The sequence below is a fragment of the Mycobacterium sp. GA-1199 genome (assembly GCF_001500045.1).
In the GTDB taxonomy this organism is placed as follows: Bacteria; Actinomycetota; Actinomycetes; order Mycobacteriales; family Mycobacteriaceae; genus Mycobacterium.
The window spans coordinates 215,774-237,894 of sequence record NZ_LQIX01000054.1 but is presented as its reverse complement, the minus strand read 5'-3'; the positions used below and the strand labels follow the sequence as shown (position 1 = coordinate 237,894).

The 22,121-nt window shown below is 66.6% G+C and carries 23 protein-coding genes; 9 read left to right on the top strand and 14 right to left on the bottom strand.

The window, feature by feature from the left end:
* Position 1: 1 nt before the first annotated feature.
* From AU198_RS27065 to AU198_RS23345, 9 genes are all read right to left on the bottom strand, one after another.
* On the bottom strand, positions 2-121 hold the full coding sequence (locus AU198_RS27065; RefSeq protein ID WP_371259254.1) for a DUF6893 family small protein: 120 nt from the start codon (positions 119-121) through the stop codon (positions 2-4).
* Positions 112-1,449 (bottom strand): hypothetical protein, encoded by a 1,338-nt coding sequence (locus tag AU198_RS23380; protein WP_064350949.1) that lies wholly within the window; start codon positions 1,447-1,449, stop codon positions 112-114. Before AU198_RS23380 ends, AU198_RS27065 begins: the two co-directional genes overlap by 10 nt.
* Complete coding sequence (locus AU198_RS23375; RefSeq protein WP_064350948.1) at positions 1,446-2,090, bottom strand: DUF6084 family protein; 645 nt, start codon at positions 2,088-2,090, stop codon at positions 1,446-1,448. The genes AU198_RS23380 and AU198_RS23375 overlap by 4 nt, the downstream gene beginning before the upstream one ends.
* Positions 2,078-2,719: a DUF5947 family protein gene (locus AU198_RS23370; protein ID WP_064350947.1), complete on the bottom strand. Its 642-nt coding sequence runs from the start codon at positions 2,717-2,719 to the stop codon at positions 2,078-2,080. The genes AU198_RS23375 and AU198_RS23370 overlap by 13 nt, the downstream gene beginning before the upstream one ends.
* Positions 2,716-3,651 (bottom strand): NifU-related iron-sulfur-binding protein, encoded by a 936-nt coding sequence (locus tag AU198_RS23365; RefSeq protein ID WP_064350946.1) that lies wholly within the window; start codon positions 3,649-3,651, stop codon positions 2,716-2,718. The genes AU198_RS23370 and AU198_RS23365 overlap by 4 nt, the downstream gene beginning before the upstream one ends.
* 3 nt (positions 3,652-3,654) lie before the next feature.
* Entirely contained in the window at positions 3,655-5,451 is a 1,797-nt protein-coding gene (locus tag AU198_RS23360) for a nickel-dependent hydrogenase large subunit (RefSeq protein ID WP_064350993.1), read from the bottom strand.
* An 87-nt stretch (positions 5,452-5,538) separates the two neighbouring features.
* The gene (locus tag AU198_RS23355) at positions 5,539-6,594 is read right to left on the bottom strand and encodes an NADH-quinone oxidoreductase subunit B family protein (RefSeq protein ID WP_064350945.1); all 1,056 of its coding nucleotides are present in this window, start codon (positions 6,592-6,594) and stop codon (positions 5,539-5,541) included.
* Between the two features lie 122 nt (positions 6,595-6,716).
* Positions 6,717-7,508, bottom strand: a complete 792-nt coding sequence (gene hypB, locus AU198_RS23350) for a hydrogenase nickel incorporation protein HypB (RefSeq protein WP_064350944.1) — start codon at positions 7,506-7,508, stop codon at positions 6,717-6,719.
* 2 nt (positions 7,509-7,510) lie between these two features.
* Positions 7,511-7,840 carry a hydrogenase maturation nickel metallochaperone HypA/HybF gene (locus AU198_RS23345; protein ID WP_064350943.1) on the bottom strand — a complete coding sequence of 110 codons (330 nt, stop codon included), beginning with the start codon at positions 7,838-7,840 and terminating at the stop codon, positions 7,511-7,513.
* A gap of 264 nt (positions 7,841-8,104) precedes the next feature.
* On the opposite strand from AU198_RS23345, the gene recA reads away from it, so the two are divergent.
* The 3 genes from recA to AU198_RS23330 all read left to right on the top strand — a co-directional run bounded on the left by recA (position 8,105) and on the right by AU198_RS23330 (position 11,648).
* Positions 8,105-10,249 (top strand): intein-containing recombinase RecA, encoded by a 2,145-nt coding sequence (recA, locus tag AU198_RS23340; protein ID WP_064350942.1) that lies wholly within the window; start codon positions 8,105-8,107, stop codon positions 10,247-10,249.
* Positions 10,215-10,739 (top strand): recombination regulator RecX, encoded by a 525-nt coding sequence (gene recX, locus AU198_RS23335; RefSeq protein ID WP_064350941.1) that lies wholly within the window; start codon positions 10,215-10,217, stop codon positions 10,737-10,739. Before recA ends, recX begins: the two co-directional genes overlap by 35 nt.
* 87 nt (positions 10,740-10,826) lie before the next feature.
* Positions 10,827-11,648 (top strand): TIGR03560 family F420-dependent LLM class oxidoreductase, encoded by an 822-nt coding sequence (locus tag AU198_RS23330; protein ID WP_064350940.1) that lies wholly within the window; start codon positions 10,827-10,829, stop codon positions 11,646-11,648.
* On the opposite strand, the gene AU198_RS23325 is transcribed toward AU198_RS23330, so the two are convergent.
* From AU198_RS23325 to AU198_RS23310, 4 genes are read right to left on the bottom strand one after another with little or no spacing between them, the layout of a single operon-like run.
* On the bottom strand, positions 11,649-12,530 hold the full coding sequence (locus AU198_RS23325) for an amino acid ABC transporter permease (RefSeq protein WP_064350939.1): 882 nt from the start codon (positions 12,528-12,530) through the stop codon (positions 11,649-11,651).
* Positions 12,527-13,210: an amino acid ABC transporter permease gene (locus tag AU198_RS23320; RefSeq protein ID WP_064350938.1), complete on the bottom strand. Its 684-nt coding sequence runs from the start codon at positions 13,208-13,210 to the stop codon at positions 12,527-12,529. The genes AU198_RS23325 and AU198_RS23320 overlap by 4 nt, the downstream gene beginning before the upstream one ends.
* A 27-nt stretch (positions 13,211-13,237) precedes the next feature.
* The gene (locus AU198_RS23315; RefSeq protein WP_064350937.1) at positions 13,238-14,050 is read right to left on the bottom strand and encodes a glutamate ABC transporter substrate-binding protein; all 813 of its coding nucleotides are present in this window, start codon (positions 14,048-14,050) and stop codon (positions 13,238-13,240) included.
* A 16-nt stretch (positions 14,051-14,066) separates the two neighbouring features.
* Entirely contained in the window at positions 14,067-14,795 is a 729-nt protein-coding gene (locus AU198_RS23310) for an amino acid ABC transporter ATP-binding protein (RefSeq protein ID WP_064350992.1), read from the bottom strand.
* 157 nt (positions 14,796-14,952) lie between these two features.
* Here AU198_RS23310 and miaB point away from each other — a divergent pair, with 157 nt between their 5' ends.
* On the top strand, positions 14,953-16,506 hold the full coding sequence (miaB, locus tag AU198_RS23305) for a tRNA (N6-isopentenyl adenosine(37)-C2)-methylthiotransferase MiaB (RefSeq protein WP_064350991.1): 1,554 nt from the start codon (positions 14,953-14,955) through the stop codon (positions 16,504-16,506).
* Complete coding sequence (locus AU198_RS23300; protein WP_064350936.1) at positions 16,494-17,111, top strand: Rv2732c family membrane protein; 618 nt, start codon at positions 16,494-16,496, stop codon at positions 17,109-17,111. Before miaB ends, AU198_RS23300 begins: the two co-directional genes overlap by 13 nt.
* Before the next feature lie 102 nt (positions 17,112-17,213).
* Here the strand turns inward: AU198_RS23300 and AU198_RS23295 are convergent, their stop codons facing one another.
* Complete coding sequence (locus AU198_RS23295; protein WP_064350935.1) at positions 17,214-18,542, bottom strand: DUF349 domain-containing protein; 1,329 nt, start codon at positions 18,540-18,542, stop codon at positions 17,214-17,216.
* Positions 18,543-18,714: 172 nt separating this feature from the next.
* On the opposite strand from AU198_RS23295, the gene AU198_RS23290 reads away from it, so the two are divergent.
* Genes AU198_RS23290 through dapF form a run of 4 tightly spaced genes read left to right on the top strand, consistent with a single transcriptional unit; the run spans position 18,715 to position 22,101 of the window.
* Positions 18,715-19,590, top strand: a complete 876-nt coding sequence (locus AU198_RS23290) for a DMT family transporter (protein ID WP_064350990.1) — start codon at positions 18,715-18,717, stop codon at positions 19,588-19,590.
* A 10-nt stretch (positions 19,591-19,600) separates the two neighbouring features.
* Positions 19,601-20,287 (top strand): class III extradiol ring-cleavage dioxygenase family protein, encoded by a 687-nt coding sequence (locus tag AU198_RS23285; protein WP_064350989.1) that lies wholly within the window; start codon positions 19,601-19,603, stop codon positions 20,285-20,287.
* Between the two features lie 16 nt (positions 20,288-20,303).
* The gene (miaA, locus tag AU198_RS23280) at positions 20,304-21,224 is read left to right on the top strand and encodes a tRNA (adenosine(37)-N6)-dimethylallyltransferase MiaA (RefSeq protein ID WP_064350934.1); all 921 of its coding nucleotides are present in this window, start codon (positions 20,304-20,306) and stop codon (positions 21,222-21,224) included.
* 4 nt (positions 21,225-21,228) lie between these two features.
* Complete coding sequence (dapF, locus tag AU198_RS23275) at positions 21,229-22,101, top strand: diaminopimelate epimerase (RefSeq protein WP_064350933.1); 873 nt, start codon at positions 21,229-21,231, stop codon at positions 22,099-22,101.
* The last annotated feature ends 20 nt before the right edge of the window (positions 22,102-22,121 follow it).

Genomic DNA, 22,121 nt, shown 5'->3' with positions numbered 1-22,121 from the left:
GTCACATCCGGCGCATTCTCATGTAGCGCCGCGCATCCGGCACGGAGCGGATGCCCACCGCCGCCGCCGCCACAGCCACCACCGCGACGACACCTACCGCGATCCAGCCGATCACTTCCATTGCGGACTCCCTTCAACCAGAGGTTCGACCTCGTCGGGTGCAAAGTACAGGTAGCGGCCGTACCAGTCGTGCAGTTCGGCACCGGGATCGTCCTCGATGACGACGCCGATATGGTGCTCGCCGTCGACGTCCTCGTGCACCGAGGTGACGCGCGCGATCTTGTCGGCGTAGAACACGTCCTGCGCGTCGGCCCGCCGGGACGGGTGCAACCGCACACGGCTGCCACGGGCGACGCGAGTGTCGTTGACCAGAACGGCATCCGAGTCCGGCCGCACCGCCGTATCGGCCATCGGGTCCCACCACTCAATGCCGGTCGGGATCTGCGGGATCAGGTCCGGTTCCCCGCCGGCCGCATGCGGGTCCCGCAGCACGCCGTGCAGATCGAGCATCGCCTCGGGTGACATCGAGTCGCAGCGATCGATGATCGCCGCGGCGCGTTGATCGGTGGCGCGGGCCTGTGCTTTCTCGTCGTCGGTCATCGTCATGATGCGCAGCGTCAGGATCTCGTCGATCTCGGTCGAGTCGTAGAGCGCACCCTTGCTCTGCTCGGCGATCTCGGGGTGGTCGTAAAGGATGATCGGTGACGCGAGCACGAGATCCCGATGCGGCGCCGGGCCTGCCAGCACCGGGAAGCAGCGGTGCTGGCGGCACCGCGCCACGGCGTCGGAGGCCCCCTCCGGCGGTTCGAGCAGGGAGACGAACTCACCGTCGGCCACCTCCAGCAACAGGTGGGTCCCGATCAGTGATACGGCGATCGCCTCGTCCTCGTCGCCGGCCGGTGCAGCGGTGTTGCATACATCGAACGTGAGTCGCAGCAAGTCACCGTCCTGCTCGGCGGAGACGTCGAGTCGGCCGCTCAGCTCGCGGCGCGTCCGCACCAGCCTGCCGCCCGCGACGGGCTGGATCTCACTGGCCGACGGAACCGAGATGTCCAGTGTGGCAGGCAGGCTCATCACCGGGAACGGGTGGATCGGGATCTCGCACTCGACCGCCTCGTCCCAGCTGACCCATGCGTCGGTTCCCGAACTCAGTTCGTCGACCGGTTCGAACCGTCCACCGCCGGCGTCGCGTTCGACACTGCGGTGCTGAAGCTGCAGAAAGCGGATCACACCGGTCACCATCGGGATGCCGTGCGGGGTCAACAGAACCTGGGTGGACATCGAGGCGTCTTCGCCGATGGCGGCCTCCGCGGCGCCGCTCGGTCCGAGAACGCCGAATTGCCAACGGGACTGGTTCTTGCTCGAGCTGGCGCGGTAGGGATACAACAGGTATCCCTCATAGAGCACCGCGTCCGCGACGGCTCGGGCGTGATCCCAGTCTGCGGTCATCGAATCTCCTCAGCGGTGTGAACGGCCAGTAGCGAGGTGATCGCGTCGTCGTAACCCAGAAGGCCGCGGGCTGATTTGAACTCCGACAGCGCAGCGATGGTGTCGTGACCCAGCCGCAGCCAACCCGTGTTGGGGTAGTGCACGCGCATTAGGTCACGCCACGTCGACACGGGCATGTCGTAGCGGTCCTCGCGATCCCAGGGAACCTGCTGCACGCGCAGGTTCTTCTCACCGCGGGTGAAAATTGTTCCACTGAACAGGAATTGGAGCGGAATCGTGCCGTCATGCAGTGCATGGAAGTATTTCGCCGCCGTCACCTCGAGGTCGTAGGTGCACTCGAGCGGCAGGTCGACCTGCGTGGTTCCGGTGAATCCCGGCACCATGGTGCTGGCATGTTGCCAGAGGAAGTTGTGTTGTGTGGTGTCCCAGCGTTCGCGGGGGCCGAACAGGTCGAGCAGTCCGAGCGCCTCGTCATCGGAGTATCGGCGACGCAACGGTTCGATGCGAACCTGGCAGCGCAGCGCGATGGCGTGCACGGGGTCGTCACCGTCGGAAGCGATACCGATCCGGGCGGTGAGCACCGGTGTGACCGCGTACGGTTCGGCGCGGATGTCGAGCACGGCGAAGGTCAGCTCTGGCACGGCGCCACCACCTTCGCCCGGTTACGCACGTGCTCGAAGAAGTCCTGAACGTATTCGCGCACCTGCTGGCCGCCGTCGAATCCGCGCCACAGCCGGCGCAGCCTGCCGACGAACTCGTAGCAGGCGTCGATGGGCACCAGAAAGCATTCCGGGGCCCGTCGTTCGTCGTCGGGCACCAGCACGAGCAGGGCCTCGGTGTCGTCGGCGAGCAGGTCCACCCGCGGGTCCGCCGCACGCACATTGTCCCACGCGGAGAGGTCCAGTTCGGACTCGGTCGCGCCCGCCGGCCCGGGATAGAAGGCGGCCATGCGATCCAGGCTCGAGTTGCGGAAAAAGAACGCCAGCGCGACCGGGATCTGAAGACGCTGCCAATCCCGGCGGTCCATCCCGAATCCCGGGAAGGACAACCAGCGGTCGGGGACCGCGCGATAGCGGAGCGCGGCCCTGGTGTCGGTGAACAGCAGATAACAGCCGCGGCACACGCACATCAGCGCCCGCGCTTCGACATTCACGACGTGCTGGTGCTCATCGGCGATCGTTTCGGTGCACATCTCACAGCGTTCACCGGCGGGCGCGGGGACCCCGCGGTTGGCCCGGATCATCGCGAGCACGTCGTACGCGCTGGTCATGCCACACCCGCCTCGGTGGGCTGCGCGGCCATCGCGATCGACAACACGCCGTCGCGCGCCAGCAGCGGGATCGGCTCCAGGTGAGCGAGCGGGTCGGCTCCCTCGTCGACGCAGGCCCCGGCGTGCACGACGTCGAAATGGGCGTGGCAGCGCGGGCAGCGCAGCACCGCATCGCCGGCGGGAGACCCCATGCGGCGGTGTAGCGCGGCCCCGGCCAGCGACTCGCGGCAGACACCGCAGCGGTCGCGATAGGCGAACATTTCGTCGCCGATGCGGCACGCCAGCACGGTGGTTCCCGCCACCGAGAATCCGCCGACCTCGCCGGGCGTCAGGTCCGCGAATTCGGGCACGGGGTGCCACGACGCATGCCTGGGCGCGCGCTGCTGGACGCGGCTGAAGAGCGTCGCCGGCGGAATCACCGTCGGGCTCGACGGCGGCGCGACCACCTCGATCGCGGTGACTTCCGGAGCCGCCGCCCGGACGGCGTCCTCGACGGTCAACTCCAGGGTGACCGCCGACGAGGGGCAGCTCTTGCAGCTGCCAGAGAATTGCAGGCGAACGGTGAATCCGTCTGGGACGTGGACTGTTTCGAGGAGTGCCACGTCGCCGCCGTGCGAGCCGAGATACGGCCGGACCCTGTCGAGGGCATCCTCGACGCGCCGATGGATGTCGTGCGGGTGCAACCCGTGGACGAGCAGCAGGCTGGCGACGAGGTCATCGCCGGCCAGTCGTTCGGCCAGCGTGGCGTCGGCGCTCACCGCGATCCGCAGGATCCGTTCGAGTGCGGCGCCGTAGAGGTCGGTCACCTCACCGACGAGTTGGACCGCGCGCTCGTGCGCGGCGGGGCCGCCCGCGGCGGACGCGTCAAGCAGGGCCTGTATTCGGTGGCCCGCCGTACGCCACTGCGCGTCGTCTCGGATCGGCGGGGCCATTCCCTATTCCCCGGTGACGGACTGGGTGGGGGAGTGCAGCAGGTCGAGTGACTTCCCCTTACCCAGGTACATGTGCACGCCGCACGGCAGACACGGGTCGAAACTGCGCACCGTGCGCATGACGTCGATGCCCTTGAAATGCTCCCTGTCGTTCTCCTCGAAGATGGGCTGGCCTTGGACCGCGTCCTCGTAGGGTCCCGGTGTGCCGTAGCTGTCCCGGGGGTTGGCGTTCCACGGCGTCGGCGGATAGGGGTGATAGTTCGCGATCTTGCCGTCGCGAATCACCATGTGGTGGCTGAGGACTCCGCGGACCGCCTCGGTGAACCCACAGCCGATGCCTTCGTCGGGCACCTCGAACTTCTCCCAGGTCTTGGTCCGGCCGGCTCGAATCTCGGTCAACGCCTTCTCCGCGAAGTGCAGGGCGCAGGCGGCCGCGTAGGCCTGGAAATATGTCCTGGCGCGGTTGCGTTCGAGGGTGTTGCTGCCGTACTGCGGGATCCTCCACTCGAGTTCGACCGGACCCTTCAGGGCCGTCTTGGGCAGGTTGATCTGCACGCTCTGGCCGGTCGCCTTCACATAGCCGATGTCGACCAGTCCGGCGAGTGCGGTGGACCACAGCCGCGCCAACGGACCGCCGCCGGTGTCGAGCGCCAGGTGATCCGTGCCGTCGAACCAGCGCGGCGCCATCACCCAGCTGTAGTTGCCGTCGAAGTCGCGTTTCTGCGGCCGGGGATTGGTGTGCTGGTTCCAGGGATGGCGCCGGTCGATCGGATTGCCGAGGGGATCGGTCTTGACGAACATCTCCTGGTCGGTCCAGTCGTCGTAGTACGAGTGGCCCAACAGGATTCGGATGCCGAGGTTGATGTCGACCAGGGAGTGGGTGTGCAGCTTCCCGTCGATCACCACACCGGGCGTGACGAACATCGCGTCGCCCCAACGCTCCATGTCCTTGTACTCGAAGTTGCACACCTCGGGGTCCTGGAACGAGCCCCAGCAGCCCAGCAGCGTGCGGCGCAAGCCGACCTGGTCGTAGCCGGGAAGCGCTTCGTAGAAGAAGTCGAAGAGGTCGTCGTGCATGGGCACGACCTTCTTCATGAACTCGACGTAGCGCATCAGCCGCGTCATGTAGTCGGTCATCAACTGGACCGTCGCGGTGGTACCGATACCGCCGGGATACAGCGTCGACGGATGGACGTGTCGACCCTCCATGAGGCAGAACATCTCTCGCGTCCACCGACTGACCTGCAGGGCCTCGCGGTAGAACTCGCCGGTGAAAGGATTGAGCGCACGCATGATCTCGGCGATCGTGCGGTAGCCGTGCATGTCCGCATGCGGGGCCTGGGTGTTCTCCGCCTTGGCCAGCACACTGGGATTGGTCTCGGAGACCATCTTCTCGCAGTAGTCGACGCCGACCAGGTTCTCCTGGAAGATGTTGTGGTCGAACATGTACTCGGCGGCTTCACCGAGGTTGATCAGCCACTCGCCGAGGTGTGGCGGCTTGACACCGTAGGCCATGTTCTGGCAGTAGCACGAGCACGTCGCATGGTTGTCACCGCAGATGCCGCAGATGCGGCTCGTGATGAAGTGCGCGTCGCGAGGATCCTTGCCCTTCATGAAGATCGAGTAACCGCGGAAGATCGACGAGGTGCTGTGACACTCGACGACCTCGCGATTGTCGAAGTCGATCTTGGTGTAGATGCCGAGGCTACCGACGATCCGGGTGATGGGATCCCACGCCATCTCCACCAGTTGGCCGGGGTCGCGCTTCACGTGTGACGGCTCGGGGATGATGGTTGTCATCGAACTCTTCTCTTTCTTCAGATGAGGAGCGTCACAGGACATTTCGGAGACCGAAAGCACGCCTGCGCGCCCTCCGACGAGCCACACCTACCAGGTGCGGGTCGCTCCGGTCGTGAGTTGCGTGCCGCGATGGCGCCACTTCGGCTCTTTGTCGACGGTGCGGCCGGTGATATGGCGCAGGCTGCGGATCACCGACCCGTACAGGCCCGACGCCGCGGTGGACACCTTGCCACCGGGGGGTTCGTCCATGAACGGCATGAATTTGTCGGGGAATCCGGGCATGGTGCAGCCGATGCATATGCCACCCACGTTCGGGCAGCCGCCGATTCCGTTGATCCAGCCGCGCTTGGGTACGTTGCACTTGACGACCGGACCCCAGCAACCCAGTTTGACAATGCATTTCGGCGATCCGTACTCGGTCGCGAAATCGCCCTGTTCGTAGTACCCGGCTCGGTCACAACCCTCGTGCACGGTTGCGCCGAACAGCCACTGGGGCCGTAGCGCATCGTCGAGGGGAATCATCGGAGCCTGATCCGTGGCCATGTACAGCAGGTAGGTCAGCGTCTCGGCGAGGTTGTCGGGTTGGATCGGACATCCCGGTACGCAGACGATCGGAATGCCGGCCTTGGTCTTCCAGTCCCAGCCGAGGTAGTCCGGGACACCCATGGCGCCGGTGGGATTGCCCGCCATCGCGTGGATGCCGCCGTAGGTGGCGCACGTTCCGACCGCGACGACGGCAGTGGCCTTGGGCGCCAGCCGATCCAGCCACTCGCTGGTGGTCATCGGTTGGCCGGTGGCCGGATCGTTGCCGAATCCGCACCAGTAGCCTTCGGCCTTGATCTTCTCGTTCGGGATGGACCCCTCGACGACCAGAACGAATGGTTCCAGTTCACCCCGGTCGGCCTTGAAGAACCATTCGAGAAAATCGTCGGCGCCACCGTTCGGCCCGCACTCGAAATCGATCAGGGGCCAATGGACGGCGATTCTGGGCAGCCCGGGAAGAGCGCCGAGGGCGATCTCCTCGATGCTGGGCTGGGTGGCGGCAGTCAACGCCACCGAATCTCCGTCACAACTCAATCCGGCGTTGATCCACAGGACGTGGATCAAGGCCTCTTCCGCTTTGACTGCTGCCTCCGTTGGCATAGGTCACAGCTTCCTGGGGGCCGGGCTGGGGCCCTCACGACCGGGAGCCGGGCTGGGGCTCCCAACCTCACGTTGTGCCGCGGCGCCGAATTCCGGCGCTGAGTCTGGGTTTACTCCGGGGGTTATGTCTTGTCAACGGGTGCCAGCGCAGAAGCCGAGTTTGCGCAATCGTCGATCCAGTCGTACCACCGCGCGACACCGTCGCCGGTGGCGGCCGACATGGTCAGTATCTGCGCGCCTGGGTTAAGCGAGCGTACGTGGTCGCGGCATTTCTCAAGATCGAAAGCGACATACGGCAGCAGGTCGGTCTTGTTCACGATCACCAGTCCCGCCGCGGCGAACATGTGTGGATACTTCAGCGGCTTGTCGTCGCCCTCCGTCACCGAGATCACGACGACTTTGCTGCGCTCACCCAGATCGAACAGAGCGGGGCAGACGAGGTTGCCGACGTTCTCGATGAACAGAAGCGACCCCGGCTCGGGGTCGAGGGTCTCCAGTGCCCGTTGCACCATGGTGGCGTCGAGATGGCAGCCCGCGCCGGTGTTGACCTGTACGGCCCGCGCTCCCGCGGCCCTGATGCGTTCGGCGTCCAGCAGCGTCTCCTGATCGCCTTCGATGACCGCGACCGGGCGATCCGGGTGCAGATCGCGGATGGCGCGTTCCAGAAGGGTGGTCTTACCGGCGCCCGGCGAGCTGGTGAGGTTGAGCGTCAGGATGTTGCGGGCGGCCAGCCATGCGCGGTTCCGTTCGGCGAGCTCGTCGTTCTTGGCGAGCACCTTCTGCTCGAGCGTGATGGTCTCGGTGTGGACGTGTTCGCCTTCGTGGAGATGGTCATGCTCGTGAGGGTGGAGGTGGGTGTGTCCCGGCGTGGTGATGGTCGCACCGTCGTCGCCGCAGCCGCAGGTCGCGCACATGCTCAACTCACCTCCATCGAGAGAATCCTCAGATCCCGACCGGCGGTCACCTCGACATCGGCACTGCCGCAGGGACACAACAGAATCAGATCGGGTAGTTCGAAGCTTTGGCCGCAGGTGTGACAGCGCGCCGCGCCGGGTTGCACATCGAGGTCCAGGCGCGCGCCGTCGGCGACGGTGCCCGCGGTGGCGAGTTCGAAGCAGAACCGCATCGAGTCCGGTACGACGGCGCACAGCGCGCCGACCTCCAGCTTGACGCAGTGCACCCGGCGTCCCGCGGCGTGCTCGCACACCGCATCGACCACACTCTGCGTTATCGCCATCTCGTGCACGCGGACCCCGTTTCGGCCGGGATGACTTTCACGATAGGCCCCGCGCCCCCCGCAGGGAGCGGACTATTCGACACGCTGCCCACCGCACGGCGTGTCTCCCTTGAGTCGAACAGGTGTTCGCCTACTGTGGGTGGTGTTCGACGGCTAGATGCTGCTGGTCAGGCCGACTTGTCCCGGAACTTGTCGGTGGCTGCCTCTAGCGTCACGGCCAACTGATCGAAACCGATCACCGAACAGCGAGACATCCGAAGGACGGAGACCACCATGGCGCAGGCACCCGACCGCGAGAAGGCCCTCGAGCTGGCACTCGCGCAGATCGACAAGAACTTTGGCAAGGGGTCGGTGATGCGGCTCGGCGAAGAGGTCCGCCAGCCCATCTCGGTCATCCCGACCGGTTCGATCGCCCTGGACGTGGCGCTCGGCATCGGCGGCCTGCCGCGGGGCAGGGTCATCGAGATCTACGGCCCGGAGTCGTCGGGTAAGACCACCGTCGCCCTGCACGCCGTCGCCAACGCGCAGGCCGCCGGCGGGATCGCCGCGTTCATCGACGCCGAGCACGCGCTGGATCCCGAGTACGCCAAGAAGCTCGGGGTGGACACCGACGCGTTGCTGGTCAGCCAGCCCGACACCGGTGAGCAGGCGCTGGAGATCGCCGACATGCTGATCCGCTCGGGCGCGCTGGACATCCTGGTCATCGACTCGGTGGCGGCGCTCGTACCGCGCGCGGAGATCGAGGGCGAGATGGGTGACAGCCACGTCGGCCTGCAGGCCCGGCTGATGAGCCAGGCGCTGCGCAAGATGACCGGGGCGCTGAGCAACTCGGGCACCACCGCGATCTTCATCAACCAGCTTCGCGAAAAAATCGGAGTGATGTTCGGGTGTGGATCCTGGTACACCAACGTCACGCTGGCCGACGGCTCGACGGAGAAGCTCGGCAAGATCGTCAACCAAAAGATGGATGTCGAGGTTTTGTCCTACGACTTCGAATCCGGGCAGATCGTGCCTCGCAAGGTGACCAATTGGTTCAACAACGGGAAGACCGAAGAGTTCCTGCACTTCAAGGTCGACCGTGCTGGCGGCGGGACGGGACGTGGCCACGCCAGCTTGGCTATGACTCGTAACCATCTGATCCGCACCCCGGGTGGGTGGCGCGAAGCCGAAGACATCTGCGTCGGTGACCGTGTGATGTTGGCGCAACCGAGCTTGCTCAGCGATCAGCAATGGGAGGTCGTGCTGGGTTCCTTGATGGGTGATGGATGTTTAGCTTCGCCAGCTCGGCGTGAATCTGAGTCGGCACGATTCCGTATGGGACATGGTGCGAGGCAAGCGGAGTATCTCGACTGGAAGATTTCTCTACTTGAGAACATTCCGCATTGCCGATCGACCAATGGGAAGGGGGCTGTGTTTGCCGATTTCACACCACTTTCTGAGCTTCACGAGTTGCGATCAGCGGTGTATCTCGGCGATGGTAAAAAATTCCTGTCGGAGGAATATCTTAAGGCACTTACGCCGCTCGCTCTCGCGGTCTGGTACATGGACGACGGCTCATTTACCCTGCGTTCTAAGGGGTTACAGCAACGCACGCAGGGGGGTAGCGGTCGAATCGAGATTTGTGTGGAAGCGATGAGCGAGGGGTCACAAGAGCGCCTTCGTGATTATCTGCGAGACACTCACGGACTCGACGTGCGACTGCGGAACGCGGGTGCCGCTGGAAAGGCGGTGCTGGTGTTCTCTGCGCAGGCTACCGCGATGTTCCAGGAGCTAGTCGCACCGTTCGTGCACCCCTCGATGGCATACAAGTTGCTTCCGCGCTTTCGCGGGCAATTCGAAGTCGAACCACAGTTCGTTGAACCGACAATGCAACTGATGCCGGCACGTGTCATGGAAATCGAGTCAAAGACGGATTATCCGATTATGAGCCGTTATGACATCGAGGTCGAAGGATCGCACAACTATTTCGCCGACGGCGTCATGGTGCACAATTCGCCCGAAACCACAACGGGCGGAAAGGCTTTGAAGTTCTACGCCTCGGTCCGGATGGATGTGAGGCGGATCGAGACCCTCAAGGACGGCACCGACGCGGTCGGTAACCGCACCCGGGTCAAGGTCGTCAAGAACAAGGTTTCGCCGCCGTTCAAGCAGGCCGAGTTCGACATCCTGTACGGCAAGGGCATCAGCAAGGAAGGCTCACTCATCGACATGGGTGTCGAGCAGGGCTTCATCCGCAAGTCCGGCTCGTGGTTCACCTACGAAGGTGAGCAGTTGGGCCAGGGCAAGGAAAACGCCCGCAACTTCCTGCTCGAGAACGTCGAGGTGGCCAACGAGATCGAGAAGAAGATCAAAGAGAAGCTCGGCATTGGCGCCGTGGTGACCGATGACGAAGTCCTGCCCGCCCCCGTCGACTTCTGAGGCCTCGCGCGAGGAGCAGGCGCGGAATGTGTGTCTGCGCCTGCTCACCGCGCGAGCGCGCACCCGCACCGAACTGGCCGGCCAGCTAACCAAGCGTGGATACTCCGACGACGTCAGCGAAAAGGTGCTCGACCGGCTCGAACAAGTCGGCCTCGTTGATGACGCCGACTTCGCCGAACAGTGGGTCCGATCCCGGCGGGCGAACGCGGGAAAAGGCAGGCGCGCGTTGATTGCCGAGCTACGCACCAAAGGCGTCGACAGCGAGCTCATCGAGGCCGCACTGGCCGACGACGAGCCGGGCGCCGAACGCGCACGCGCCGAGCGGCTGGTGGCCGACCGGTTGCGCCGCGAGAAGCTGGCCGATGGTGACGACGCCAAGCTGGCCCGTCGCCTGGTCGGGATGCTCGCCCGGCGTGGTTACAGCCAGACGATGGCGTTCGACGTCGTCAAGGTCGCCGTGGCCAACGAACGCGAGCGCCGCCAAGTCTAGGCCGCGGCGACGATCCGGCAGCCAGGTCGGCGGGGCGCACAGCGTGGCGTGGTTGCAAGGAAATAGCCGACCGCGTAAGCAGTTTGCATGCAATTGTCCGTCAAGTTGGCGCCCACCTTCGACTACCCGGTCCTCGAGCGGTTCTGGCGGACGGCCGATGACCTCGGATTCCCGGCGGTGTGGAACTACGACCACTTCTACGGCCTGGTCGATCCGACGACGCCGACCCACGAGGGGTGGACCAGCCTCGCCGCGATGGCTGCGGTGGTGCGGCGCGCCCGGGTCGGCTGCCTGGTCAGCGGTGTCACCTACCGCAACCCCGCGGTGCTGGCGAAGATGGCCGTCACCGTGGACCACATCTCCGGCGGGCGACTGGACTTCGGTCTCGGGGCCGGCTGGCACGAGGCCGAGCACCGTGGCTACGGGATCGACTTTCCGCCGCCGGGCCAGCGGGTCGCGATGGTCGACGAGGCGCTCACGGTCATCCGCAGGCTCTGGACCGAGGAGGCCGTCGACTTCGCCGGCCGCTTCTTCACGCTGCAGCAGGCCCGCTGCGATCCCAAGCCGCTGCAGCGGCCACATCCGCCGATCGTGGTGGGCGCATCGCAGCCGAAGATGTTGCGCGTCGCGGCACGCCACGCCGACGAATGGAACATGCCGAGCACCTCGCCCCAGGAGTGGGCGGCCGCCAGCCGCGGTCTCGACGAGGCGTGCGCGGCGGAAAGCCGTGACCCAGCGTCGATCCGACGGGGCGTGCAGGTGTTCCTGCATCCGGAACAGCCCGATCAGGTCGACGCCCAGCTGGACACCCTGGCCGAGTACGGCCGACTCGGCTGCCAGCACGTCGTGTTGTCCTTCTATCAGCCACCCGACGACGAGTTACTGGCCAGATGCGCAGAACTGGTCTGATTACACGGCTTTCGCGCCCGGTGCGCCCTCCTGTTCGACTGCTTCGGTCTCGAGCGGCGTCGGACCACGACGCGAACGTCGCATCCGCGCTTCCACCCGGGTCGCCACCCAGGACAGCGTGAAGTTCACGGTGATGATCAACAACGCGACCACGATCAGCGCGGGCAGCAGATTGCTGTAGGCGGTACCCATCTGCACGCCCTGGCGCACGAGTTCGAGGAACGTGATGATGTAGCCGATCGCTGTGTCTTTGAGGACGACGACGAGTTGCGAGATCAGCACCGGCAGCATCGACGTGATCGCTTGCGGCAACAGGATTGAGCGCATCGTCTGGCCCCACGTCATACCGAGGGCGTAGGCCGCCTCCGACTGGCCGCGGGGCAGGGCGTGAACGCCGGCGCGCACGATCTCGGCGATGACTGCCCCGTTGTAGAGCGTCAGCCCGGTGATGACCGCGGCGAGCGCCAGATGCCTGGACGGGAACATGTCGTAGGCGGCGTACAGCGCGAACGCGAACAGCATCATGATCAGAACCGGTACGGCACGGAAGAATTCGACGACCACCGCGCACGGCCACCGAAGCAGGCCGTGTGTCGAGAGTCGGCCCACACCGAGCAGCAGACCGAGTATCAGCGCCAGCACGATCGACACCGCGGCGGCGGTCAACGTGCCTTGCACGCCGGGCAGGACGTAGGTCCTCCACAGGTCGGCCGTCAGAAACGGCTCCCATTTGGCGGCCGTGAGCTGATCCTTGGCCGCCATCTGCACTAAAACCGCGAGCAGGACGAGCGCGGTGACCACGATGACGATCGCCGACACGATCCAGTTACGGACCCGCGCCCGCGGTCCCGGCGCGTCGAAGAGGACAGAAGCCGAACTCATCGGTTGACCGCCAATCGCTTGCCGAGCCAGCCGAAGAACAGCCCCGTCGGCAGTGTGAGGACGACGAAGCCGGCCGCGAAGATCGCGCCGATGGTGAGGATCGCCGCGGTGTTCTCGATCATCTCCTTCATCAGCAACGCGGCCTCGGCCACGCCGATCGCCGAGGCGATCGTGGTGTTCTTGGTCAAGGCGATCAACACCGACCCGAGCGGGATGATCACGGCTCGAAATGCCTGTGGCATCAGGATGAGTCGCAGATTCTGCCCGAACGTCAACCCCAGCGACCGGGCCGCCTCGGCCTGGCCCAGCGGCACGGTGTTCACCCCGGAGCGCACCGTCTCACATACGAACGCCGCGGTGTACAGCGCCAAGCCGAGCACGGCCAGACGAAAGTTGCTGTCCTCGATGGACGTTGGCGAGTTCGGGTCGACCAGCGTAATCCCCATGGTCCCGGCCAGCCCGAACGAGCAGAACAGGATGATCAGCGTCAGGGGCGTATTGCGCACCACGTTGACGTATGTCGTTCCGAGCCAACGAAGCACGGGCACCGGTGCCAGCCGCATCGCGGCCAGCACCGTGCCGAGCACCAGCGCGCCGATGCCGGAGTAGACCGTCAGCTGAATCGTCGTCCAGAACGCCTCGACGATCTGGCCGACGGTGTAGCCGGGGAGAACCTCCACATGACCTCCTAGCGCGGGGGAGGTCCGTCAGCTCTGGTTGATCTGCGGGGGCTCGGGCGCGGGAATCCCCGCCGCCCCGAGGTTGTCGTCCCAGGCCTTCTTCCACGCGCCTTCCTGAATCATCTTCGCGAGCGCGTCGTTGATCTTCGTCAGGAGCTCGGAATCGCCCTTCTTCAGACCGATCCCGTAGCGCTCCTCGGAGAAGGTGCCGCCGACGACCTTGAACGCACCGGGGTTCTGCGCGGCATAGCCGGCAAGGATCACCTCGTCGGTCGTCACCGCGTCGATGCCGCCGTTCTTCAGCGCCTCGACGCACGCCGAGTACGTGTCGTACTGCTGCAGCTGTACGCGGGGGTACTTGTCCTTGATGCGTTGCGCGGGTGTAGATCCCGAGACCGAACATAGCTTCTTGTTGTTCTCCAGCGATGCCTCGCCGGTGATGTCGGTGTTGTCGGCGCGCACCAACAAGCTCTGGCCGGTGATCAGATACGGTCCGGCGAAATCGACCTTCTTCTCCCGCGCCTCGGTGATCGAGTACGTCGCGACGATGTACTTCACCTGCCCGTTCTGGATCAGCGTCTCGCGCTGACCGGACGGCGCTTCCTTCCACTCGATCTTGTCCTCGGGATAGCCGAGCTGATGGGCGACATACTTCGCCACGTCGACGTCGAAGCCGCTCATGCTGCCGTTGGGATTCTTCATTCCGAGTCCGGGCTGGTCGAACTTGGTGCCGATGACGATCGTGTCGCCGTCGCTCCCACCACCGCAGGCGGTGGCGGACAGAGGCAGCGCGACGGCGAGCGCGAGCGCTCCCAGAACGCGTCTGGAGATCGATGGCATTGGAGATTCCTTTCGACTAGTGGTGAAGGATCTTGCCGAGAAAGTCTTTGGCGCGGTCGCTTTGGGGGTTGGTGAAGAACTGATCGGGTTCGGCCGCCTCGACTATCGCGCCGTCGGCCATGAACACCACCCGGTTGGCGGCGCCGCGGGCAAAGCCCATCTCGTGCGTCACGACCAACATCGTCATCCCGTCTTTAGCCAGCGACGTCATGACGTTGAGCACTTCGTTGATCATTTCGGGGTCCAGTGCGCTGGTCGGTTCGTCGAAAAGCATTACCTTCGGGTTCATCGCCAAAGATCGCGCGATCGCCACCCGCTGCTGCTGGCCACCGGACAACTGCGCCGGGTATTTGTCGGCCTGATTCGCAATGCCCACCCGCTCGAGCAGCTGCATCGCCTTCTCGCGGGCCTCGTTCTTCGATTTCTTGCGCACCTTCATCGGAGCCAGGGTGACGTTGTCGAGGATCGTCTTGTGGGCGAACAGGTTGAAGGACTGGAACACCATGCCCACGTCGGATCGCAACTCGGCGAGCTTGCGTCCCTCCTCGGGAAGCACTTCACCGTCGATCGTGATGGTGCCCGAATCGATCGGTTCGAGCCGATTGATGGTGCGGCACAACGTCGACTTGCCCGAGCCTGACGGACCGAGCACCACGATCACCTCGCCGCGCTCCACGTCGAGGTTGATGTCCTTGAGCACATGCAGGCTGCCGAAGTGTTTGTTGACATCCGAGATCGAGATCATGGGCACGCTTGACTGAGTCGGATCGACCTCTTTTCCGTCCGACTCGCTGGTCTTCATGGGTGCAGACCTTACCGAGGGAAGGGCATGCGTGCCCGGGACTCGTCAATCCGCCCGGGTCGGCGCACCGCCGGGTCCGTACCATGGGGCCGTGACTTCGATGGTGACGCGACAGGGAGCGGCCGACGTGGCCGTTCGCCCGCACGCGACCGACGAATCCTCACATGCGCCGGCGACGATCCGCACGTACCAGGTCCGCACCTATGGCTGCCAGATGAACGTGCACGACTCCGAGCGACTCGCGGGATTGCTCGAAGGCGCCGGGTACCAACGCGCCGCCGAGGACGAGGACGCCGACGTCGTCGTGTTCAACACCTGCGCCGTGCGCGAGAACGCCGACAACAAGCTCTACGGCAACATCAGCCACCTCGCGCCGCGCAAGCAGGCCAATCCCGATATGCAGATCGCCGTCGGCGGCTGCCTGGCGCAGAAGGACCGGGCCGCCGTGCTGCGCCGGGCACCATGGGTGGACGTGGTGTTCGGCACACACAACATCGGGTCCCTGCCCACGCTGCTCGAACGGACCAGGCACAACAAGGCGGCCCAGGTCGAGATCGTCGAGGCGCTGCAGGAGTTCCCGTCCGCGCTGCCCGCCGCCCGCGAATCCGCATATGCCGCTTGGGTGTCGGTGTCGGTGGGTTGCAACAACACCTGCACGTTCTGCATCGTGCCCGCGCTGCGCGGCAAGGAGGTCGACCGCCGGCCCGGCGACGTGCTCGCCGAGGTGCAGACGCTCGTCGAACAAGGCGTGCTCGAGATCACGCTGCTCGGCCAGAACGTCAACGCCTACGGCGTCTCCTTCGTCGACCCCGAAGAACCGCGGGACCGCGGCGCGTTCGCCAAACTCTTGCGCGCCTGCGGCCGCATCGACGGACTGGAACGGGTGCGGTTCACCTCACCGCACCCTGCGGAGTTCACCGACGACGTCATCGCCGCGATGGCCGAGACGCCGAATGTGTGCCCGACTCTGCACATGCCGCTGCAGTCGGGGTCCGACCGCATCCTGCGCGCGATGCGGCGGTCCTACCGCGCCGAGCGCTACCTCGGCATCATCAACCGGGTCCGCGCCGCGATACCGCATGCGGCGATCACGACCGACCTCATCGTCGGCTTTCCGGGTGAGACCGAGGAGGACTTCCAGGCGACGCTCGACGTCGTCGAGCAGGCGAGGTTTGCCAGCGCGTTCACCTTCCAGTACTCCAAGCGGCCCGGCACCCCCGCCGCCGAGTTGCCCGATCAGATTCCCAAAGCCGTTGTGAGCGAACGCTATCAGCGTTTGATCGACCTCCAGGAGAGAATCTCGCTCGAGGAGAACCGCGCGCTGGTCGGCCGCACCGTCGAAGTCCTGGTGGCCGCCGGCGAAGGCCGCAAGGACGCCTCAACGGCCAGAATGTCGGGCCGGGCCCGAGACGGCCGCCTGGTGCACTTCAACCCGGACCGACTCGACATCCGCCCCGGCGACGTCGTGACCACGACCGTGACCGGCGCCGCACCGCATCACCTGATCGCCGATTCGGCCGTGCACAGCCATCGGCGCACCCCGGCGGGCGACGCCCACGCCGAAGGCCGGCGCCCACGCACCGGGGTGGGCCTGGGTATGCCGGGCATCGGCGCACCGACGACACCCGCTACCGCGACGGGATGCACACGGTGACGACGCCCGACGACAACGGTTTCGAGGAGTTCAAGGGCGACATCGAGGCCGCCGAGCGGCGCGTCGCGGGCGAGATCGACCCCGGCGCACGAGCCCTGGTGATCGCCGTCGGGGTGTTCGTACTGCTGGTGTCGTTCATCCTGCCGCACACCGGCGACGCGCGCGGTCTGGATGTGCTCGTCGGCGGCGAAACCGCGCTCCGCGAGGGAATCACCCTGCCGTTACGTGTATTCGCTTGGCTGGTACTGGTATTCGGCGTCGGTTTCTCGATGCTCGCGCTGCTCACCCGGCGCTGGGCGTTGGCGTGGATCGCGCTGGCGGGTTCGACCGTGGCGACGCTTCTCGGTTTGTTGGCGGTGTGGTCGCGCCAGACCGCGCCCGACCGCTACCCGGGCCCCGGGATCGGACTCATCATCGCCTGGATCGCGGTCGCGGTGGTGACCTTCCACTGGGCCAGGGCAGTGTGGGCGCGCACCGCGCTGCAGCTGGCCGCCGAGGAGGAACGGCGCAGGGCCGCCGCGGAACAACAGAAAAAGGGTCTGCTCGACAACCTCGGGAATCCCGACGACCTCGAGAACCCCGACGACCCGGACAAGCCGAGCTGAGCCGGTCCGCACCTGCTCTGCAGTTCGCGAGATGTACACCAGGGTCGTGATCTCGGTGATTTCACAGCCCTGGTGTAGATCTCGCGAAATAACAGCCGGACGCTAGCGGGTTTTGCCGAGCGCCTCGGCGGCCGCGTCCGCCCACTGCCGCCACTGCTCGGCGCTGGCGCGCGCCTCCGCGGCGTCCTTGTCCCGACCGGCGGCCGCGGCCTTCTCCGCTTGACGCTCGTATTGCTCTGCGCGGACCCGGAATTGGTCGGCCCGCGCCTGGGCCTCGGGATCGACACCGTGCGTCGGCGCCTCGCGGACCTTCTTCTCGATCGCGCGCAGGCGCCGTTCCAAATCGGCACCACGCTCGCGGGGCACCTTGCCGATGGCATCCCACTTATCGCCGATCACCCGCAGCGCAGCGCGCGCCGCGTCCAGATCGGAGGTGTCGATCTTCTCCGCCTCGGCCAGCAGCGCCTCCTTGGCCTCCGCGTTGGCACGAAACTCCGCGTCGCGCTCGGCGGTGGCCGCATTGCGCGCCCCGAAGAACTTGTCCTGCGCCGCCTTGAATCGCTGCCACAACGCGTCGTCGACATCCTTGGCCGCGCGGCCCGCGGCCTTCCACTCGTTCAGCAGTTCGCGGAACGCCGCGCTGGTGGGACCCCAGTCCGTCGAGTCGGCCAACCCCTCGGCGCGCTCGCACAGTGCCTCCTTGGCCTGCCGGGCGCCGGCGCGTTCACGGTCGAGTTCGGCGAAATGCGATCCGCGCCTGCGGTTGAACTGTTCGCGCGCCGCCGAATACCGCTTCCACAGGGCGTCGTCGGTTTTGCGGTCCAGCCCGGTGATCGTGCGCCACTCGTCGAGGATTTCTCGCAGCCGGTCGCCTGCGGCCTTCCACTGGGTGGAGTTGGCGGCGATGTCCTCCGCCTCGGCGGCCAGGGTCTCCTTGCGGGCGGTCTGCGCGGCGCGCAACTCCTCGCGCCGGGCCTTTTCGGCCTGAGCGGTCTCGTCGGCGTGGTCGATAATCGCCTGCAGGCGCTCGGCGATCGCGTCGACGTCGCCGAGCACGTGCGCGGTCGGCAGGGTCTCGGCCAGCGACTGCGCGGCCGCTTTGATCTTGCGGGCGTCGCCGGTACCGGACTCGAGCCGGCTCTCCATCAGCACGACCTCGGTCTGGAGGTCATCGAAGCGCCTGCCGAAGTGCGCGTAGGCGGCCTCGGTGTCGCCGGCCTGCCACGAGCCGATGATCCGTTCGCCCGAGCCGGTGATCAGCCACACGGTGCCGTCGGGGTCGACGCGGCCGAAACGGTGCGGATCGCTCGTCGGGGGCGCGACCACCGTCGGTGCTGGTCGGCCCGGCCGGGGCGCGGGTCCGGGACGCGGTCCGGGCCGGGGAGCGGGTTTCGGCGAGGAGGACTGGCCCCCTGGCTGGCTGGTCGTCATGTCGGTAATCCTCGTGCCCTCCGCGGCGTACCGCGTACCTGCCGCGCAACGCGGCGCCTGATCGCTGTCCGAACGCTATTCAAACAGGTCGTCGGGGCGCGTGCGCACGGCTTTCCCCGATGGCCTATCTAGGCTCGTCGCGACAACCTACGAAAGGACGGCGATGGCGGGCATGAGCGCGCAGGTGGATCTGGCCGTCGTCCTGGCCCTCGGCGCCGCTGTGTTCGTGGCGATCGGCGATGTGATCCACCAGCGGCAGGCCCACGAGGTCGCCGACGAGCCGGTCGGGCATCTGGAGCTGTTCACCCGGCTGCTGCGCGACCGGCAGTGGTGGCTGGGCAGCTTCGTGGCCGCCGCCGGGTTCGCGTTGCAGGCCGCGGCGCTCGGCGTCGGGTCGGTGCTCCTTGTCCAGGCGATTCTGGTGACATCGCTGCTGTTCGCCCTGCCGATCCACGCCCGGCTCTCGCATCAGCGGGTGACGCCGTGGCAGTGGACGTGGGCCGCGCTGTTGGCGGCGTCGGTCGCGGTGATCGTGACGGTCGGAAACCCGACCGAGGGCGACTCGCGGGCCTCGTGGGAGACCTGGACGGCGGTGCTGATGGTGCTGGTTCCGGCGCTGGTGTTGTGCGTGATCGGTGCCAACATCTGGAAGGGACCCGTCAGCGCCGTGCTTCTGGCGCTGGTGTCCGGGGCGTTGTGGGGGCTGTTCGCGGTGTTGACCAAGGGTGTGGTCGACCGTCTCGGCGACGGGCTCGAGGCCCTGTTGCGCACACCCGAGCTGTACGTCTGGGCGGTCGTGGCGGTCGCGGGCACGGCGTGGCAGCAGGCCTCGTTCCGCGCCGGGGCGCTGACCGCGTCGCTGCCGACGATGACTGTGACCGAACCGGTGGTCGCCTCGATATTAGGCGTCGTCGTGCTGGGGGAGACGCTGCGGCCCGGTGAGGAGGGCTGGCTGACGCTGATCGTCGCGGTGACGGTGATGGTGGTGTCGACGGCCGCGCTGGCCCGTGGCGAAGCCGCCACCGCCGATCAAGCCGCATCGCATTAGCGTGGACGACGTGCTCAGCGCCATCGCGATCGTCCCGTCGGCACCGGTGATGGTGCCCGAACTCGCCGCAGGTGCCGCGCCGGAGCTGGCCGACCTGCGCGAGGCGGTGTTCACCGCGGTGGCCGGACTTCCCTCGCACTGGGTCGCGGTCGGGGTGGGGGAATGCGATCAGGTCGTCGGCCACCATCAGGCCGGCACGTTCGCCGGCTACGGCGTCGACGTCAGGGTCGCGTTGTCCCCGGGTGTCGACAGCGATCCGGTCGCGCTGCCGCTGTGCGCCCTGATCACCGGCTGGTTGCGCGGAGCGGCCCGCGCCGACGCCTCCGCCGAGGTGCGGGTCTACGCGCACGGCTACGGCGTCGACGCGGCGCTGGCTCACGGCGAGCGGTTGCGCACCGAGATCGACGAGGCCGGCGACCCGATCGGCGTGCTCGTGGTCGCCGACGGTGCCAACACGCTGACGCCTTCGGCGCCGGGTGGTTTTGCCCCCGACTCGATCGCCGCGCAAGCCGCGTTGGACGATGCGCTGGCCGGCGGCGAGACCGCCCCGCTGACCCGGTCGCCCGAGGCGGTGGTGGGGCGGGTCGCCTTCGGGGTGCTGGCCGGGCTGGTCGGCGCCGGACCCCGCTCGGCCAAGGAGCTGTACCGCGGCGCCCCGTACGGCGTCGGCTATTTCGCCGGATTGTGGCAGCCGTGATGAGCGCTCCGACACGATGACGCGGCCGATCGCGATCATCGGCCCGACGGGCACCGGTAAGTCGGCGCTGGCGTTGGATGTGGCCGAGAGATTGAGCGGCGAGATCGACGTCGAGATTGTGAATGCCGATGCGATGCAGATGTACCGCGGCATGGACATCGGGACCGCGAAGCTGACGGTTCACGAGCGTCGCGGGATCCCGCACCATCAGCTCGATGTGCTCGAGGTGACGCAGACCGCGAGCGTGGCCCGCTACCAGCAGTCGGCCGCCGCCGATGTCGAGGCCATTCTCGAACGCGGCGCGGTGCCCGTCATCGTGGGCGGGTCGATGATGTACATCCAGTCGCTGCTCGACAACTGGACGTTCCCGGCCACCGACCCGGCGGTGCGCGCACGCTGGGAGCAGCGGCTCGCCGATATCGGGGCGGCCGCCCTGCACCAGGAACTGGCCGGCGTCGACGCCGACGCCGCGGCGTCCATTCAGCCCACTGACGGGCGGCGCATCGTGCGTGCGCTCGAGGTGGTGGAACTGACCGGCCGGCCGTTCGCCGCGTCGTTCCCCGCGATAGGTACACCGCGCTGGGATACCGTCATCATCGGACTTGATTGGCCCACAACGCTTCTCGACGATCGGTTGGCTCAGCGGACCGACAAGATGTTCGCCGACGGACTCATAGACGAGGTGCGCGCGCTACTGAAGTGCGGGCTGCGCGAGGGTGTCACCGCGTCGCGGGCCTTGGGTTACGCACAGGTCCTCACCGACCTCGATGCCGGCGGCGACGGCTCGGCGGCACGTGAGCCGACCTTCGTCGGCACCCGCCGCTACGTACGTCGGCAGCGGTCCTGGTTCCGTCGCGACCACCGCATCGTCTGGCTGGACGGCGCCGGCCCGGACCTCGCGCAGGAGACGCTGCGGGTGTGGCGGGACGTACCCTGAACACGTGAGGTTCGCCAAGGGACACGGCACGCAGAACGATTTCGTGCTGCTGCCCGACCTCGATTTCGAGCTGACGTTGTCGCCGGCGGCGGTGGCGGCGCTGTGCGACCGTCGTCGCGGGCTGGGCGCTGACGGTGTGCTGCGGGTGACCACCGCGCACGCGGCACAGCGCGCCGGATTGTTCGAACAGTTGCCGGAGGGCGTCGCCGGCGAGAACTGGTACATGGACTACCGCAACGCCGACGGGTCGATCGCGCAGATGTGCGGCAACGGGGTGCGGGTGTTCGCGCACTATCTGCGCGCCAGCGGCCTGGAGACCCGCGACGAGTTCGTGGTGGGGTCGCTGGCGGGTCCGCGTCCGGTGGTGTTGCACCACTGGGACGGCACGAACGCCGACGTCACCGTCGAGATGGGCAAGGTGAACCAGTTGGGCACCGCGGAGGCGGTCGTCGGGGGCAGGCCCTTCGCCGGCCTCGCCGTCGACGTCGGCAACCCCCACCTGGCCTGCGTCGACCCCGACCTGACATCCGAGGAGCTGTCCGCGCTCGACGTGGGGGCGCCGGTGTCCTTCGACACCGCGCTGTTTCCCGAGGGCGTCAACGTCGAGGTGCTGACCGCACCTGTGGATGGGGCCGTGACGATGCGTGTGCACGAACGAGGTGTCGGCGAGACGCGGTCGTGCGGAACCGGGACCGTCGCCGCCGCCGTCGCCGCGTTGGCGTACTCCGGCGCTGTCACCGGCAGCCTCGAGGTCCGCATTCCGGGCGGCGAAGTCTCGGTCACCGTCACCGAGGCCAGCAGTTTTCTGCGCGGCCCGTCGGTTCTGGTGGCGCACGGGGAACTGTCCGAGGAATGGTGGGACGTTGCGCAACGTTAATTGGGGTGCATGAAAAGTGA

Bases quoted from the DNA above. Each gene is read 5' to 3' on its own strand.
- AU198_RS23310 (WP_064350992.1), bottom strand. From the start codon at position 14,795: ATGATCTCGATCTCGGATGTCAACAAACACTTCGGCAGCCTGCATGTG.
- AU198_RS23380 (WP_064350949.1), bottom strand. From the start codon at position 1,449: ATGACCGCAGACTGGGATCACGCCCGAGCCGTCGCGGACGCGGTGCTC.
- AU198_RS23365 (WP_064350946.1), bottom strand. From the start codon at position 3,651: ATGGCCCCGCCGATCCGAGACGACGCGCAGTGGCGTACGGCGGGCCAC.
- hypB (WP_064350944.1), bottom strand. From the start codon at position 7,508: ATGTGCGCGACCTGCGGCTGCGGCGACGACGGTGCGACCATCACCACG.
- AU198_RS23325 (WP_064350939.1), bottom strand. From the start codon at position 12,530: ATGAGTTCGGCTTCTGTCCTCTTCGACGCGCCGGGACCGCGGGCGCGG.
- AU198_RS23295 (WP_064350935.1), bottom strand. From the start codon at position 18,542: ATGACGACCAGCCAGCCAGGGGGCCAGTCCTCCTCGCCGAAACCCGCT.
- AU198_RS23330 (WP_064350940.1), top strand. From the start codon at position 10,827: ATGCAATTGTCCGTCAAGTTGGCGCCCACCTTCGACTACCCGGTCCTC.
- AU198_RS23315 (WP_064350937.1), bottom strand. From the start codon at position 14,050: ATGCCATCGATCTCCAGACGCGTTCTGGGAGCGCTCGCGCTCGCCGTC.
- AU198_RS23300 (WP_064350936.1), top strand. From the start codon at position 16,494: ATGCACACGGTGACGACGCCCGACGACAACGGTTTCGAGGAGTTCAAG.
- miaB (WP_064350991.1), top strand. From the start codon at position 14,953: ATGGTGACGCGACAGGGAGCGGCCGACGTGGCCGTTCGCCCGCACGCG.
- recX (WP_064350941.1), top strand. From the start codon at position 10,215: ATGACGAAGTCCTGCCCGCCCCCGTCGACTTCTGAGGCCTCGCGCGAG.
- AU198_RS27065 (WP_371259254.1), bottom strand. From the start codon at position 121: ATGGAAGTGATCGGCTGGATCGCGGTAGGTGTCGTCGCGGTGGTGGCT.
- AU198_RS23355 (WP_064350945.1), bottom strand. From the start codon at position 6,594: ATGCCAACGGAGGCAGCAGTCAAAGCGGAAGAGGCCTTGATCCACGTC.
- recA (WP_064350942.1), top strand. From the start codon at position 8,105: ATGGCGCAGGCACCCGACCGCGAGAAGGCCCTCGAGCTGGCACTCGCG.
- miaA (WP_064350934.1), top strand. From the start codon at position 20,304: ATGACGCGGCCGATCGCGATCATCGGCCCGACGGGCACCGGTAAGTCG.
- AU198_RS23290 (WP_064350990.1), top strand. From the start codon at position 18,715: ATGAGCGCGCAGGTGGATCTGGCCGTCGTCCTGGCCCTCGGCGCCGCT.
- AU198_RS23370 (WP_064350947.1), bottom strand. From the start codon at position 2,719: ATGACCAGCGCGTACGACGTGCTCGCGATGATCCGGGCCAACCGCGGG.
- AU198_RS23360 (WP_064350993.1), bottom strand. From the start codon at position 5,451: ATGACAACCATCATCCCCGAGCCGTCACACGTGAAGCGCGACCCCGGC.